The following is a 16652-nucleotide window of genomic DNA, read 5'->3' on the forward strand; positions in this document are numbered from 1 at the left end:
GGACCTATCAGTCAAGGAGACAAAAATGAGCACTAAAGCTTTAGTAGACTATTTTTTGAAGATTGAAGGTGTTGACGGTGAATCCCCTGACCAAACTTATCCGGGATGGATTCAGCTGCAAGCCTGGCAATGGGCGGAGGAAAATGCCGGGCGCTGGGGATTCGGCAGCGGCGGTGGTTCCGGCAAAGTCGAAATGAAAGACTTTGAATTCCGTATGGTGAGCAATAAGGCTTCGCCGAAGCTGTTTCTGATGTGCGCCACCGGCGAGCATATTCCTCAGGCAAAACTTGTTTGCCGTAAATCAGGCCAGGGTCAGCAAGATTTTATTGCCGTGACCTTCAGTAACTGCCTGGTTTCCTCATTCAAGACCGTGGGTAATATGCCGCTGAACTCCACCATCGGTACTGAAATCGATACCGTGCTGCCCACCGATGTTATCAAGCTGAATTTCGCACGTATCGAAGTTGAGTACAAAGAGCAAAACAACGATGGCTCCATGGGTGCGGTGATTAAGACGGGGTATGACCTCAAGCTTAACGCCCGCATCTGATCATTGATGTCGTAACACTTATTGCAGGCCGTCTGCCCGCAGATCTTGCGGGCAGACACACTCATTACCGCGAGGTGTTAAATGAAAGCGTCATTACCCATGCTATTCGATAAGCTCAGCGTGAGAAGTCAAAGCGGCAGCGCCGATAATTGGCGGCGCGTCCTGGTGCGCGATATCGAATTCTTATTGAATGACGCATCGCGCAGCGCAGATTTAAAACTTCACGATTATGCGCACAGCGAAAGCTCGGTATTGAATTATGGCCTGCCGTCGCTGAGCCAACGAATACCGATTAATACCGATCCGCTAACGCTGGCGAGACATATACAAAGAATCATTACGTCTTTTGAGCCACGGCTGGATCCGAAAACGATTCGCGTGGTGCCGGTAGTGAATGAGCGTCAATCGTATGTATTGGCGATCTTATTCGATATCTATGGCACCTGCTCATTACCGGGTGACGAAATGCTGGTGAATTTGCGCATAGCTCTTGATTATTCCTGTGGCGCCGTACACGTATTTGATTAATAGAGGTGACTATGTTCAGTGAGCGTTTTCTCCAATTATATAATGATGAGCTGCGTTATTTTCGCGAGGCCGGCCGTCAGTTCGCCTCTTCGCATCCCCAGGTCGCTCAGCATTTAGGCATGCATATCGACGGCGTGCTGGATCCTTTCGTCGAGCGCCTGTTGGAGGGCTCTGCTTTTCTTTGCACCCGCATCCAGGAAAAGCTGAACAACGAGCAGCCGGAATTCGCCTTGCAAATGCTTTCGCGCCTGGCGCCCTTGTGGTACACGCCGGTTCCCGCGATCGCCACCGTCGCGATTAAGCCCGATCTCTCTTTTCCCCAGTGGCATAGCCAGGTCGACCTGCCGCGCGGGAGCCGAATGACCCTGAACGATATCTCGCTGAACAACAAACCCGCCACGTTCACCACGGCGCGGCATATTAAAGTGCAGCCCGTTGAGATTGCGCTGGCGGAATGCGAAATCCTGCCGCCTCACCATTTGCCCGACGGCGCCGCCAGGCATATGCAAGACTGTTCGGCCTACGTCAGAATCGGCCTGACCACGCACGGCGTGTTGCCCGTCTCGGAACTGGATCTCGAGCCGTTGCACCTGACGTTGGCGGAAGATACGGTGCGGGCCAACCAGCTGATGGCCGCGCTGCTTAATCGCACCTTGCGCATCGTGCTATGGGCGAAAAACGACGATCGGCCGGTCATCAAAGTCTTGCAACCGGAAAGCCTGCGTCTGGGCGGCGTCGGCGACGAAGAGGCGCTGTTGCCCACCGCGGTGGGGGAATTGCCCGGCAACCGCCTGATGCGCGAGTACTTTGCGGCGCCGAGCCGCTTCTTCAGCCTGGAGCTGCATGGCGTGCGGGACTTTCTGCGCCAATGTGAACGCGTCCATGAATTCGAGATTTTGTTCGCGCTTGAGCAACGCCCGCTAACGCTGATCGGTCGCGTCAACGCCAGGGATTTTCATCTTTTCGCGACCCCGGTCATCAACCTGTATCGTCGCCATTGCTCGCCGGTGCTGCTGACGGGAGAGCGCACGGAGCATCAGCTGGTGGTCGATCGTTTGAACACCTCGCTGTATGAGATTCATAGCGTCAAACAGGTGAAGGGCATGCTGCCCGACGGCAACCCGGTGATTTTCTCTTCGCTGCAGGCCGACGTGCACTACGACTGCGAGCGGGAGCCGGCCGGCTATACGTTGCACCGCCGCCGGGAACCGTCGCCATCCAAATACAACAACCCGCACCTGCCCAACGAAGATACCTTTATCGCCATTTCGCCGGGCAAAAGCGGCATCGACATCGATGACATCACGTCGCTCAGCGTCGAGGCGCTGGTCTGCGAACGGCATCTGGTGCCTGCGCACCTGCAGCAACCGCATTTTCAGCTGGAAACGGCGATGCCGATCCACCAGGTGGAGATCGTCCGCTATCCGAGCAACCCTGTCGCGGTGCCTAACATCAGCCAGGCGTGGCAAGCGATCCAGATGCTGGCTTCCAATCCTTTGCGCCATGCGCGCCCTGACGTGCAGGATTGCTCGGCGCTGTTGCGCGACTGGCTGTCGTTGTTCTGCCATCAGGATGACTCCAGCCAGCGCAAACGCATCGCCAGCATCAAAAACGCCTGGGTGGAGCACCACTTCGAACGCAATCAGGGGCCGGGGCCGCTGGCCTGGATCCGTGGGGCCGAGATCGCCGTCAACCTAAGCGCCAACCATCATGCCGATCACGGTGCCTATCTGTTCGGCAAAATATTGCACCACGCGCTGAGCCAATACGGCGACCTGAACCAAACGTTGAGCATGAAGCTGTTGCTGGATGGGGAAACCCACGCCGACTGGGGGGCGCTCTACTATGGCTGATATGTCGCTGATGCGCGAAACGGCGCTGTCGTTGGAACAGGCGCTGGCGCCGGGGGCCCAAGGCGAAAGCGTGGGCCAGGCCGAAATCCGCGGGCTGTCCAATCGGCAGGATTTCTTCGAGCTGTTGCGGCGCATCGAGCGTGCGCAGCCGGATGCGCCGCGGCTCGGCGTCTCCAACGATCGCAGCCGCGAAAGGCTCTGCATCACCCAGCCGGCGGATATGGGTTTCGCCTCGCGTGAAATCGCCTCCATCGTACAACGCCCTACGCAGGTGCTGATTCAGGCGCGGCATTTCGGCATGTTCGCCCCTTACGGCCCGCTGCCGATCCATGTGACCGAGCACGCGCGCACCGAAGTCATCGCCAGGCGCAATCAGGCGTTCCAGCAGTTCGTCGGCATCGTCAGCCAGCGCTTCGCCGTACTGCATTACCGGGCCTGGGCGCAGCTGAAGGCGATGATCGGGCATGACCATGACGATGACAAAAACCCGTTTTTGCATCATCTGCGGCAGACGGTGGGCGTCGACACCACGTTGGCCGTGAACCCGCATATCCAGCGCCTGCGCGAAGCCTACCCCGGCATTTATCTGCCGGGCCGCCGCTCGCTGCGCCAGCTTAACAAGATGCTGGCGGCCTACTTCGCGGTTCCCATCGAAATTACGCCGCGCTACGCCAAATGGATCGACGACGGCAAAAAAAACGGCAGCCAAAAGCTGGGCAAGCTGGGGAGCACGCGCATCGGTAGCCGCTTTTTCGATGCCCAGTACGGCGCGCATATTCAAATCGGGCCGCTGGGGGCCCCGCATTATCAGCAGTATCAGCGCGGCAGCCGGCGGCTGCAGGCGCTGGTGAGCATCTGCCATGACTTCACGAGCCATCAGCTGATGTTGGACGTCAGTCTGCTGATCGCCACGGAGCCGGGCATGGCGGCGCAGCTGGGCGGCAAGTCGCTGAGTAAAGACAGCTGGCTGAAACCTAAGACAGGGACGTTTAGGCAGCTGGTTTATCAATCAACAACTTAATATAAGGAAATTTAAGGTGTATCAACGAGAACGTCTTTTTTCGCGATTGGGCCACTTTGCTTATCAGTCCTTCGTTGAAGCCACCAAGCTGTGCCGGACCTTCAGGCACGAATACGTGGAGCTTGAACACTGGCTGAAAGTCCTGGTGGACAAAGAACGCGGCGACTTGCCGCTGATCCTGGCGCACTACGCGATCAATATTCAGCGCGTAAGCGATGCGTTGGATCGCATTCTCCATACCTTGCCAAACCGGACGAATGCGGTGGTGGATCTGTCGACGCAGTTGGAAACGGTGGTGGAAAGAGGGCTGCTGATGAGCCAGCTCGCCGAAACGCCGTCCGGCGGCGTGCGCACCATCCATATCCTGGTCGGCATTCTGCAGGATCCCACGCTGCAGCGCAGCCTGTACCGGCTGAGCGAAGAGTTTAAAAAACTGCCGATCCCGCAGCTGTTCGACGACTACCCGGCGATTCTGGCGGAGTCTGTCGAACACGAGGAGGAAGAAGAAGAAAGCTACGGCGCGCTCGGCGAGGCGCCGGATGCGCCCGAGACGGTCGAGATACTCGATAAATGGTGTGCGGACCTGACTCGTCAGGCGCGCGACGGTGAAATTGACCCGGTGATTGGCCGCGAAGCGGAGCTGCGCCAGGTGATCGACATTTTGCTGCGCCGTCGGCAGAACAACCCGATTTTGGTGGGCGAAGCCGGGGTCGGCAAAACGGCCGTGGCGGAAGCGCTGGCCTGCAAGATAGCCCAAGGGCAGGTGCCGCCGCTGCTGCAGGGCGCCCGGCTGCTGTCTTTGGATCTGGGGCGCATGCAGGCCGGGGCGAGCATGCGGGGCGAATTCGAATCGCGCCTGAAAGCGCTGATCGACGCCATTGCGCATTCGGCCGTGCCGGTGATTTTGTTCTGCGACGAGGCGCATACGCTGGTGGGCGCCGGCGGACAGGCCGGCACCGGCGACGCCGTCAACCTGTTGAAACCGATGCTGGCCAGGGGCGCGCTGCGCATGGTGGCGGCGACCACCTGGTCGGAATACAAACAGTTCATCGAGCCGGATGCCGCGCTGACGCGCCGTTTCCAGTACGTGCTGGTTTCAGAGCCGGACGAAGAGAATGCGGTGAACATGATGCGCGCCATCGCCCCGCATTTCGCGCAGCACCACAGCGTCAAGATCCGCGAGTCGGCGCTGCAGGCGGCGGTGCATTTGTCGCTGCGCCATCTGCCGTCGCGGCAGCTGCCGGACAAGGCCATCAGCCTGCTGGACACCGCCTGCGCGCGGGTGGCGCTGAGCCAACATGCGCAGCCTGAAAAAATCGAGTCGCTCGAGGCCGGGCTGGCGGTGAAGCGTACCGAAATGCACGGCCTGCAGGAAGAAAGTAAATTCGACGATCTGGCGCTCACCCGCATCAGCGAATTGCAGCAGACGCTCAGCGAGATGGAAGGAGAGCTGGATGCGCTGCGTCAGCGGCAGGCGCAGGAGCAGCAGGCGGTCACCACCTTGCTCGATGCAGAGCAGCAGTCGCCGGATCGTTTGCCGCAGCTGGCCACCGAGTTGGGCGAGCTGCAGGGCGGCGGCCTGCCGCTGGTGTATCCGTGGGTGGACGATCGCGTCGTGGCGGAGGTGCTGTCGGATTGGACCGGCATCCCCACCGGCCGCATGCTGCAAAGCGATCTGGACAATGCGCTCAATCTCAACCAACTGCTGAGTCGCCAGATTTTCGGCCAGCAGACGGCGATCGACGAAATCGCGCAGGCGGTGAGGATCTCCCGCGCCGGCATCCAGGCGCACGATCGGCCGTTGGGCGTTTTCATGCTGTCCGGCCCGAGCGGCGTCGGCAAAACGGAGACCGCGTTCGCCCTGGCGGAGGCGATGTACGGCGGCGCGCATAACCTGATCGTCTTCAATATGAGCGAGTTTCAAGAGTCGCACACCGTCTCCACGCTGAAGGGGGCGCCGCCGGGCTATGTCGGCTATGGCAAGGGCGGCAAATTGACGGAGGCGGTGCGCCGCAAACCCTATTCCATCGTGCTGCTCGACGAATTCGACAAGGCGCATCCCGATATCCATGAAGCGTTCTATCAAGTCTTCGACAAGGGCGTGATGGAGGACGGCGAGGGCCGCATGATCAGCTTCCGCCAGTGCTTTATTTTGATGACCAGCAACATCGGCGCCGGCGAAATAGAAGCGACGCTGGCGGAAACGCCGGAGCTGAAAACCGAGGCGCTGCGCCCGATGCTGCACGACGTCTTGGCGCGCTTTTTCCCGGCGGCGCTGTTGGCGCGCATGAACGTCATTCCTTACGTGCCGCTTTCCACCGAAGCGATAACCCATATCGCCACCAAACAGATTTCACGTTTACAGCAGCGTTTGCACAAAGAAGTGGGCGTGTCGCTGGTGCTGGAGGGCGACATCCCTGGCTGGATCGCCAAACGCATCAGCGCCCATCCATCGCGCGGAAGAGCGGTCGAGTCGCTGCTGCAGCAGGCGATCTTGCCGCCGATCAGCAATGAAGTGCTGCAGCGCAAACGGACGGGACAGGAACTGCAGAATATCCAACTCATGGTCGAGAGCGATAGCTTAAGTGTTTATTTCGACTGATTTTTAATTTACCGCCGGCCCGCAAACGCGGGGCGGGGTTCGATATCGGATCAGAGAGGTTGTTATGCCTTTAATCGAAATTGATAACCCGGTGTTAGCCGAATTAAATGCGTTTCCACTCAGCTTCACCACCCAAGAAGGGTTGTCGAGCAACTCGCAATATTCGCTCGAATTCGAATGCGAACAGGCGGACGTGGATTATGAATCCTTGCTGGGTGAAGGGATCCGCATCCAGATAGAAAGGCCGGATTTCGGCTCGCGGCCTTTCTATGCTTACGTGATCGGCGCGTCCGATGCGGGGCAGCATCAGGATAAGTTCGTGTACAAACTGGAGCTGAGCACCTGGCTGTGGTTTTTGATGCAGAACCGCAACAGCCGTATTTTCCAGGATCTGAACGTGCTCGACATCATCGAGCAAATCTTCTCTCGCTATGGCTTTGCCGACTACCGTCTGGATATTCAAGGCACCTATCCGACGCGTGAGTATTGCGTGCAATTTTCCGAAACGGATTTTGCGTTTATCAGCCGCCTGCTGGAAGACGAAGGCATCTGGTATTACTTCGATCACGCCGAGGATAAGCACACGCTGGTGATCACCGACCGGCAGGATTTCGACGATCTGGATTTCGGTTACGCCGTGTTGCCGTTCATGCCGGACAGCGAAGAAAACCGCGCCATCCGCGAAGGGATCCAGCGCATCCAGCGTTCCCGCAAAGTGCGTCCGAATGAAATCGTGCTGCGCGACTTCGACTTCCAGAACCCGCGCAAGAACCTGCAAACCAAGGTGGAAGAGAGCCGCCTCGGCCTGCAGAACACTCCGCTGGAGTGGTACGACTACGCGGCGGGCTATGTGGATACTGAACGCGGCGAGAATCTGGCGCGTTTGCGCCTGGAAGAAATGCAAAGCGACGGCCACCTGCTGTTTGGCGAGAGCAACGCCGTCGGGTTGATGGCCGGCAAGGACTTCTCCTTGATTTTGCACCCGGACGCCAACCGCAACCGCCGCTTCAAACTGACCCGCTGCGACTATGTGTTCGTGCAAGATGGCCCCGACAGCAGCAGCGACGGCCGCAACGTGACCTGCCGTTTCAACGCGTTGAACGACGACGTGGCGTTCCGCCCGCTGCGCGAGACGCCCAAGCCGCAGATGCCGGGCATCCAGAGCGCCACCGTGGTCGGCGCGCCCAATTCCGAAGTGCATACCGACAAGTTTGCGCGCATTCGCGTGCACTTCCACTGGGATCGCTACAAAACCACCGAGGAAGACAGTTCGTGCTGGATCCGCGTGGTGCAGGCCTGGGCGGGGAAAGGCTGGGGCGTGATCGCCATGCCGCGCGTCGGCCAGGAAGTGTTGGTGACCTATGTCGACGGCGATCTCGATCGCCCGATGGTGACAGGTATCGTTTATAACGGCGATAACCCGCCGCCTTATCAACTGCCTGAATACATCAACTACTCGGGGATGGTGTCGCGCTCGCTGCGCTTCGGCAAACCGCAGCATGCCAGCCAGCTGACCTTCGACGACAACCGCAACAACGAACGCGTCATGCTGCACGCCGAACGCGATCTGCAAACCACGGTCGAGCGCAACCAGGCCACCGAGGTGGGGATGGACAAGTTCGACATCATCCGCCGCACCTTTACGGACTGGTTCACCAACCACGTTTCTTACAAGGATTACGTCTTCAGCATCACCGGGTTTAGCGCGTCCATCACTGGCGTCAGCGCCTCGCTGACCGGCGTCAGTCTTAGCGCCACCGGGGTCAGCACCTCGTTTACCGGCGTCAGTACCTCGTTCACCGGCGTCAGCACCTCGTTTACCGGCGTCAGCACGTCGTTCACCGGGTTGAGCACGTCATTTACCGGGCAGAGCACCAGCTGCACCGGCGTCTCCAACTCGATGACCGGCGAAAGCAACTCCTTTACCAGCATCAGCAACAGCATGACCGGCGAAAGCAACAGCTACACCACGGTCAGTACCAGCCAGACCGGCAGCAGCACCAGCTTTACCGGCGTGAGTGTGAGCACCACCGGCTCATCGACCAGCACCACCGGCTGCAGTATCAGCACCACCGGTTCCTCGACCAGCACCACCGGCTGCAGCATCAGCACCACCGGCAGCAGCGTGAGCACCACCGGCAGCAGCGTTGGCACCACCGGCAGCAGCGTCAGCAGCACCGGCAGCAGCGTCAGCAATACCGGCAGCAGCGTCAGCAATACCGGCAGCAGCACCAGCACGACGGGGGTGTCCATCAGCTACACCGGCGCGTCACTGTCCGAGACCGGCGTCGATTTGAAAAAAGTCGGGATGCAAAGCAAAAACTAACGAGGCGCGGCAATGAGAATCATACGGCCACAGCAATTGGTAGTGATTAAAGGGGGTTACCAGATCGGCGCAGACAGCCGGCTCGGCATCAGCGTCGTGGCCGGATGCTACCTGTCCCGACCGGAACACTTCGTGAACGAGGCCGAAATCTGGGAGGCGTGGAAGCGTGCGCCGCTCAGTCTGCCGGTGTTGGACGTTGCTGAGCCGAAGCCGTTCGCCGAATACCTGATCGCCGGCCATGCCGGCGTCGGGCAGCCGGTAAAAACGTTGGACGTCAGCGCCGACATCGGTGGGCTTAAGCGCCGTTGGCGGGTGGAGGGCGAAGGGCGACGCGGCGCGATGGGGGCGGAACCGTTCCTCAGCGTGCCGCTGGACCACACCTCGGCCTGGGGCGGTAAAGACAGCAAGGAGAACCCGGTGGGGCGCGGTTGCAATGATGGGCTGCGGCCGCTGCTGATGACCTTGTCCGCCGAAGGTTCCGCACAGGAGCGTTCCCCGCTGGCAGCGCCGGCGCCGGTGCCACACGAGTTTTCGCTGCGCAAGGCGCATATCGATAAGGTGGCGGGCCAGATCGCGAGCAAAGCCTATCTGGAGAAGGCGTTTCCCGGGCTGCCGGCCGATATCGATCGGCGCTATTACCAGATGGCGCCGCCGGCGCAGTGGCTGCCGGAAGCGGCGTGGCCGGATAGGGTGCCCTTCGAACTGCAGGGCGTCGGCGCGCAGAGCCAGGCGATTCGCGGCGAGCTGCCGGCGGTGCGCGGGCGGGCATTCATACGCCGCCACGATAGCGAAGGCCTCGAGGAAATCGAACTGCAGCGAAAAACGCTGTGGTTCCTGCCCGACAGCGACATGGCGCTGATTATTTTCACCGGCAATGCGCCGCTGACGCATCTTCTGGACGAGTCCATCGAGTCCCTGATGCTGGCGTTGGATCGTTGCGACGCGCCGCGCCCGTTCGATTATTTCCGGCAGGTGCACCATAAGCGCAGCGACGACGAGGCTTCGCCCTTCGAGTTCCTGTTCGATCCGGATCTGATGCCGGCGGAGATGGGGCTGAACGTCATCCAGGCGGCGTCGGATCACCCCAGCGATCTGCGTTACGATCCGTCGCCCACGTCTTTGGGCGACTCCGCCGTTTTCTATCAACGCATTCGCGAGGCGATTGCCTTGCACCAGCAACAGACGGCGGCGGAGCCCGCCCCCGTGACGTTGCCCGATTTGCCGGATCTGCCTGCCGAAGAGGGTAACGACGCGTTTTTCCCCGCTAGCGCGACCGTGGAAGGGAAAACCTTCACCGGATTGCGCAGCCCTGCGCTGTCGGACAAGCATTTTCTGCAATGCCGTTTTGAGCGCTGCGATTTTTCACAGGCCGTTCTGGAGAACTGCACCTTCGAAAACTGCGTTTTTGATGCGGTCAACCTGACGCAGGCGGCGCTGCGCCGGATCCGCATGGTGTCGTGCACCCTGCAAAAGCCGCTGATGGCGGAAAGCGTATGGCAGGAGGCGGTCCTCGAAAAAGTGACGCTGGAAGAGCCGCAGGGGCAAGGCATGCGGGCCGAGGGCGTGAAGCTCGATTACTGCGTCTTCGAGCGGGGAGATTTCACCGCGAGCCGCTTTGAGCGCGGGGCGATTGGCAACGGCATGTTCAACGGCTCGACGCTGATCCGCGCGCAATTCCTGCAAGGGGAGCTGGACGCCTGCGTCTTCAACCGCTGTCTGGCCGAGGGGGCGGTGGCGCTGGATATGGCGTTAACCAAGAACTCGTTCCTCGGCGGCAATTGGCGCGGCGTGCGCTTCGAACGTTGCCGAATCGAGAGCATGACGGCGGGGATGCAGGTGAATTTCTCCCACGGCGTGTTCAGCGACTGCGGCTTCACCAAAGTGGGGCTGAAAGCGGCTCGTATGGAGAGGTGTCAGCTGCAGTACAGCGTTTTCACCGAATGCAATTTCGACGAGGCCGACCTGACGGCTTGCGCGATCGTCGGCTGCGACCTGGCCGGCGTGCGGTTTAAAGACAGCGTGCTGGCGCACGCCCGCTGGCAAAACAGCAGCGCCCAGCAAGCCATGTTTTATAACGCCGATTTGCGCGATGCGGGATTTGAGCAGTGCAACCTGGCGGCGGCGAATCTGGCGATGACCTGGCAGGACGCCGGCACCCGTTTCAGCGGGTGTTTGCTGGAGCGGGCGTGTTGGGTGCCGCGCAGAATTATTCAGGGGGACTATGCGCATGAAAACTGAAAGCCGCGTGATTCAGCAGGCCCTGCCTGACACCGAAGTGATTGAGCTGGAGGTCGCTCAGGCGGTGTCGCAGACGCCGCCCCTGCCGCGAACCTTCAAAAAGCGGCGCTTCCACGATCGCGAGCTGAAAGGGCTGACGCTGAGCGACTGTTTTTTTATCGACTGCCATTTCGATCGCGTCACGTTTGAAGGATGCGATTTGCGGGCGGTGCGCTTTGAGGGCTGCACCCTGAACCAGGTCAACGTGGTCGGCGGCAGCTTGCTGCGCCTGTCGTTCAACGAATGCCGGTTTGACAACCTGACGCTGCAACGGGGGCTGCTGTGCAATCTGGCGTGCAACGACACCACGCTGCGTGGGTGCTACATCGGCGACTGTCTGCTGGACGACTGCAGTTTGATCCAGTGCGAGGTCAACGGGGCGGAAGTCGAGCGCAGCAGCCTGGGGCACCTGGCCGTGCAGTCCAGCATCCTGACCAACATGATGTTCCAACAGGACATCATTCAGGACGCCAACTGGTATGCCTGCCAACTCACGCAGTGCCTGTGGCAGGCATCGACCCTCGAACGCCACATCATGGGGAGCTGCCGGCTGGAGAAATGCAGCTGGCAGAAGATAGAGGGGCAGGCGCGCATCTGGTTCACCTGCCGCCTGTCGGGCTGCAACCTGGCCCAGCTGCGGCTGCAGGGCGCCAGCTTTCACCGCAGCGAGCTGGAAGGGTGCTCGTTCGCCGACAGCGATCTGACGTCGGCGATCTTTGCCGAAGTGCAGGCGCTGCGCTGCGATTTCGAGCGTGCGACGCTGATCCTGGCGCAGGCGCAGAAGGCACGGTTCAGCGAATGCGCGATGAACGGCGCCCACTGGGGGCGCGCCAGGCTGACGCAGGCGGAGTTCAGGGCGTGCGATCTGGCGCTGGCCAACATGGAGCAGGCCGAGATGCGGGAGGCGAACCTGATGGAACAGCCGTTGACCGCCGCCCAGCAACAGAGCGCCCGCCTGCATGGGGCGAAGCGTCATCGCGCCGAAAATGTGCCGCTTACCGCCGATCCGTTCTTGAGTGCGATCGACGCCTGGTATGCGCATCAACAACCGGGACCGCGGCAACCGTCGTATCAACGGCCAACAGGAGTAAGCAGATATGTATAAGTCCAGAAGAGAGCATCAGAAGGTCTATGCCAACGCCAGGGTGACGCCTTTGCAGTTGGTGCGCAGCGCTCCGCTTGCCGAACAAGGGGGGCGCAAGGTGGTGACGCTGGCGGCCGACGCCAATGGCGGCCTGTATGTCGATGGCATGCGCGCCCACTGCCTGGCGGTCGCCACCAGCTGCCTGGTTCAGCCGCTGGCGGGCGATCGCGTTTGCGTCATCGTCGACGGCGACAAATTGGTCATTACCGAGATCCTGTCGCGGCAACAGGCGCACGCCGTCATGACGCTGGACAGCCGCAGCGCCAACTTGCGCATCGTGGCGCCGGAGATCGAACTGCAGGGCGGCAAGCGGCTGACGTTGCGCAGCCCGCACTTTACGCTGCTGACGCGCAGCAGCCGCTGGGTCGCCGAAACGCTGCACCAAATCTCTCAACGCCTGTTTGTGCGCAGCAAGCACGCAAACCGGCGGGTGGAGGAAACCGACGAGGTGCTGGCGAAGCACATCATTCAGGATGCCCGGCAATCCCTCGTCATCAACAGTGAAATTGGTTCCCTGAAGTCTTCGGCGGTGCTGAAGATCGACGGCGGCCAGATACATATGGGGTAAGTCATCATGACCGCAGCCAACAACAACACGGCCGGGATCAGCTTCGCCGGCTGTGACCCGATGATCCCGGCGCCGGGCCCGAATACCGCGCCCAACAATACCGGCATACCGAACGTGCCTAACTATTTCCTTTGCGGCGGCAATGAACAGAACATCGGCAGCATTCGCGTGGCCACCGTCGATTCGGGCGGGGTGATCGGCGCCGCCTCGGGGACGCATTCGGCACAGATGCAGCCGATGCAGGGGTCGGGGAAGTATTTCACCGGCGGCATGCCGGTCACGCGGTTAGGTGATTCCAGCACGACGAACAACAACAACATGGTCGCCACTCAGGTCGCGCCGAGCCAGACCAAATGTTTCGTTAATGCATAGGAGTTCAGCATGGTGAAAACGCTCCGGGGGATCGCGGCAGGGGGACTGTTGGCGGTGGGGATGCTGAGCGGGTGCAGCTGGTTTTCTCACGACGAGGCTGCCGATGCGGGGCGTCGATTGCGGTTTATCGATGTCGAGGTGACCGCCAACGACAACGTGAACCCGAATGCGGCCGGGGAGGCGCAGCCGGTCAAGGTGTGCGTCATCGAAACCAATCGCTCGGGGTGGATGCCCGAGGGTATTGGCGATGGCGCCCCTTGCCGGGAGACGGCACCGTCGGAAGGGGCGCTGAGCCGGCACCAGAGCATTTTGCAACCGAGGGAGACGCTGCGTTATCGCTTCGAGGTGCCGGCGGGGCAAGAGCGATGGGTCGTCGTGGGGGCGGAATTTCAGCAAATCAGCGGGGTATTGCCGCTCGCCGAGCAAAAATCGCCCGCGCAGGCTGATTCGCAAATGAAGGTGATGGTGGGGATGACGTCACTCAGCATAGTGACTAACGACAAAATGGATGAATGACATGTTACCTAAACAACGCGTCGCCTGGGTAGAAGGCATGTTGATGGAACCGCAGCATTTCCAGCAGCAGGAACGTTTTTTCGAGCACTTGATTGAAGCGCGCTTGCGCAGCGTCGAAACCTTTACCTGGGGGTTCCTGACGCTGGAAATCGACAACGGGCTATTGGAGCAGGGCAAGTTTGCGCTGAAGAAAGCCAAGGGCGTTTTCCCCGACGGCACGGCGTTCAGCATGCCTGAGGATATTCCGCTGCCGCCTCCGCTGGTGCTGGGAGAGGGCTGCCAGGGGAAAGTGGTATGCCTGTCCGTGCTGATGGACATTGCCGGCAATGCCCAGATCGATCTTATCCAGGATGAGCGGAAAAGCAGCCGTTTTCGCACCATGGACGCCGACGTGCCGGATCGCAACCACGGCGTCAGCCTGGAGGGAACGCCGCGCGTGTGCACGATGCAGCTGGGGAGTCTGGTGACGCGGCTAAGTCTGGAAGATGCGGTCAGCAGCGCGGAAAGCGTGCTGCCGGTCGGCTTCGTGCGCGAACTCACCAGCGATCGTCGGGTGCTGCTGGATGAGCGCGCCCTGCCGCCGATGTTGGACTTCCGCGCCATCGGCTGGCTGCCCGCGTTCACCACCGAATTGCTTGGGCTGATCAGCCAGCGTCTGGAGTCGGTGTTCCGCCCGGACGTGCACATGACGATCGGCGGGCTGTCCGAGCTGTTGGAATTGCTGCTGCTGCAAACCCTGAGCGAGTTCAATTTGCGCATCAGCCAACTGTTGGCCAGCCCGCAGGTGCATCCAGAAACCCTGTTCGACACGTTGTTGAGCCTGCTGGGGCGGCTCAGCATCATTCCCGGCGGCGAGCGGCTCTGGGACCGGGCCGACTTGGTGTATCTGCACGATGAGCCGCACAACTGCTATTTCCAGCTGTTCGCCTCGATTCGCCGCGCGCTGTCGCTGGTGATCGAAGCGCCGGCGGTGGCGCTGCCGTTTATCGATCGCGGCGACAGCATCTACCTGTGCCCGAACGACTCGCAGCTGCGGCTGGAAAAACTGGTGTTTGCCGTCAGCTGCGGTTTGTCCATCGAGCATCTGCGTTCGTACTTCCCCGCGCAGGTCAAGCTGGGGCCGGTCGAGAAAATCATTCAGCTGATCGATCTCCAATTACCGGGCGCTCGCTTGCTGCCGATGGCTTCGCCGCCGCGGCACATACCGTATTACCCGAACAGCATCTATTTCGAGGTGGATCATGCCGACCCGATTTACAAGGAAATGATGGGCGGCTCGGCGATGGCGCTCAGCATCGTGGGTGATTTCCCGGACCTGCGTTTTGACGTCTGGGGATTAAGGCAAGGGAGGGTGGGATGAACGAATTCGAGAGGAAAATCCGCGAGGCGATGGCGGTAACGCGCAACAACGCGACCCCGCGTCTCCCCACGTCCGGCTCGGTGGGCAAAACCACGGCGGAAATCGCCGCGCTGTCCTTCGGCGCGCGGGCGTTGGCCGCCAAGCTGCGGCCGGGAAGCGCCGGGGTGGCGGCGCCCCCCGAACCCAAACCTTATGAAGCAGAAACCGCCGTCCCGGAAAGCGTCGAACCCGCGCCTGGCGATCGCCAGGCCGATGCGGCGCCGACCTCGAGCGGGCTGTTTGGCCGCGCCGCGCTGAGCAAGCCCGGCGTAATGATGGGCCACTGGGACAACCCGCTGATCGCCGCCGCCATTCCGGTATTGCTGCAGGTGGAGCGGGTGCGCGATCAGAAACAGCTGAACCCGGCGGCGGTGCGTGCGCAGATCGTGCGGGAGATCCAACAATTCCAGCAGACGTTGCTGGCGGATCACGTTGCGCCGGGCGATGTGGACAAGCTGGCCTATCTGCTGTGTTCCTACGTGGACGAGTGCTGCATGAGCACGCTGGAGTCCGGGGAACTGAACCTCAGCCTGCTGGTGGAGTTTTATCGCGATGCCTGGGGTGGGGAAAAATGCTTCGAGCACCTGCAAGAGTATCTGGCCGCCTCGCCGCGCAACAAGGAGATCCTGGCGTTTTACGATCTGATCCTGTCGCTGGGGTTTGAGGGGCAGTTCCACGTGATGGAGCGCGGCGCGGTGCTGTTGGCCGACGTGCGCAATCGCCTTGACGGTTATCTGTACAGCCAGAATCCGACGCAGACGCTGGCCGATGCCGAACCGAGCAAAGTGGTGCGCAAGGCCACCCGTATCACGCCGCTCAAACTGCTGTGCTACGGCCTGGCGATAGCGCTGCTGGCGTATGCCTCGGCCGCCTGGTATCTGCATGACCAGTCCCGCGCGCTGCGCAACGCCATTCTGGCCTGGACGCCGCCGCAGCCGCGCAAAATCAACATTATGGAGACGCTGCCGCAGCCGCTGCCGCAAATCCTCAGCGAAGGGTGGCTGGAGGTGCGCGCCGATCCGCGCGGCTGGCTGTTGATCTTCACCTCCGACGGCGCCTTTGCCACCGGGCAGTCGAAGCTGTCGGAAGAGTTTAAAAAGAAACGCAACATTGAGCGTCTGGGGGAAGCGCTGGCACCGTGGCCAGGCGATCTGGAGGTGATCGGGCATACCGACAACAAACCGTATCGCAACACCTCCAACAACTCCAACCTGAAACTGTCGGAAGCCCGCGCGCAGACGGTGGCCGACAAGCTGCGGGAATCATTGGCCAACAGTAAATACAACCGCACCGTGACGTCGGTCGGCAAGGGCGATCAGGAGCCGCTGGACGACAACGCGACGGAAGAAGGGCGCCGCCGCAACCGCCGGGTGGACATCCTTTGGAAAATCGGCGAGAGGGAGATGGCTTCACCGTCTGCCACGTTGAATCAGGCAGGGGTAGCCGCCGAGGTCCCCGAGGATAACTAAGACATCCGTCGGCGTAGAGATAATAAG

At 60.8% G+C, this 16652-nt stretch carries 13 protein-coding genes; all 13 read left to right on the forward strand.

Annotated elements, in window-relative coordinates; genetic code table 11:
- Window positions 1–25 precede the first annotated feature (25 nt).
- The 13 genes from AC4PR2_RS17190 to icmH all read left to right on the forward strand — a co-directional run bounded on the left by AC4PR2_RS17190 (window position 26) and on the right by icmH (window position 16625).
- Window positions 26–550, forward strand: coding sequence for an Hcp family type VI secretion system effector (locus tag AC4PR2_RS17190; RefSeq protein WP_004935369.1), 525 nt, complete (start codon window positions 26–28; stop codon window positions 548–550).
- A gap of 81 nt (window positions 551–631) precedes the next feature.
- Window positions 632–1078, forward strand: a complete 447-nt coding sequence (locus AC4PR2_RS17195) for a type VI secretion system baseplate subunit TssE (RefSeq protein ID WP_038872306.1) — start codon at window positions 632–634, stop codon at window positions 1076–1078.
- An 11-nt stretch (window positions 1079–1089) separates the two neighbouring features.
- A complete protein-coding gene (tssF, locus tag AC4PR2_RS17200; RefSeq protein WP_055317104.1) occupies window positions 1090–2931 on the forward strand; it encodes a type VI secretion system baseplate subunit TssF in 1842 nt (613 codons plus the stop codon).
- Window positions 2924–3952: a type VI secretion system baseplate subunit TssG gene (tssG, locus tag AC4PR2_RS17205; protein ID WP_337046630.1), complete on the forward strand. Its 1029-nt coding sequence runs from the start codon at window positions 2924–2926 to the stop codon at window positions 3950–3952. The genes tssF and tssG overlap by 8 nt, the downstream gene beginning before the upstream one ends.
- A 16-nt stretch (window positions 3953–3968) precedes the next feature.
- Entirely contained in the window at window positions 3969–6554 is a 2586-nt protein-coding gene (tssH, locus tag AC4PR2_RS17210) for a type VI secretion system ATPase TssH (RefSeq protein ID WP_337046629.1), read from the forward strand.
- A 64-nt stretch (window positions 6555–6618) separates the two neighbouring features.
- Window positions 6619–8880, forward strand: a complete 2262-nt coding sequence (vgrG, locus tag AC4PR2_RS17215; protein WP_060439592.1) for a type VI secretion system tip protein VgrG — start codon at window positions 6619–6621, stop codon at window positions 8878–8880.
- A 12-nt stretch (window positions 8881–8892) separates the two neighbouring features.
- Window positions 8893–11118: a DUF2169 domain-containing protein gene (locus tag AC4PR2_RS17220; protein WP_197862113.1), complete on the forward strand. Its 2226-nt coding sequence runs from the start codon at window positions 8893–8895 to the stop codon at window positions 11116–11118.
- Entirely contained in the window at window positions 11108–12262 is a 1155-nt protein-coding gene (locus AC4PR2_RS17225) for a pentapeptide repeat-containing protein (protein ID WP_337046628.1), read from the forward strand. Before AC4PR2_RS17220 ends, AC4PR2_RS17225 begins: the two co-directional genes overlap by 11 nt.
- Window positions 12255–12869 carry a DUF3540 domain-containing protein gene (locus tag AC4PR2_RS17230; protein ID WP_087763130.1) on the forward strand — a complete coding sequence of 205 codons (615 nt, stop codon included), beginning with the start codon at window positions 12255–12257 and terminating at the stop codon, window positions 12867–12869. Before AC4PR2_RS17225 ends, AC4PR2_RS17230 begins: the two co-directional genes overlap by 8 nt.
- A gap of 6 nt (window positions 12870–12875) precedes the next feature.
- Window positions 12876–13241, forward strand: a complete 366-nt coding sequence (locus AC4PR2_RS17235; protein ID WP_038872288.1) for a PAAR-like domain-containing protein — start codon at window positions 12876–12878, stop codon at window positions 13239–13241.
- 9 nt (window positions 13242–13250) lie between these two features.
- Window positions 13251–13757: a type VI secretion lipoprotein TssJ gene (locus AC4PR2_RS17240; protein ID WP_060439596.1), complete on the forward strand. Its 507-nt coding sequence runs from the start codon at window positions 13251–13253 to the stop codon at window positions 13755–13757.
- 1 nt (window position 13758) lies between these two features.
- Window positions 13759–15117: a type VI secretion system baseplate subunit TssK gene (gene tssK / locus AC4PR2_RS17245; RefSeq protein WP_038872282.1), complete on the forward strand. Its 1359-nt coding sequence runs from the start codon at window positions 13759–13761 to the stop codon at window positions 15115–15117.
- Entirely contained in the window at window positions 15114–16625 is a 1512-nt protein-coding gene (gene icmH, locus AC4PR2_RS17250) for a type IVB secretion system protein IcmH/DotU (RefSeq protein WP_089186149.1), read from the forward strand. The genes tssK and icmH overlap by 4 nt, the downstream gene beginning before the upstream one ends.
- Window positions 16626–16652 lie beyond the last annotated feature (27 nt).

This window comes from Serratia sp. A07, from assembly GCF_058725505.1.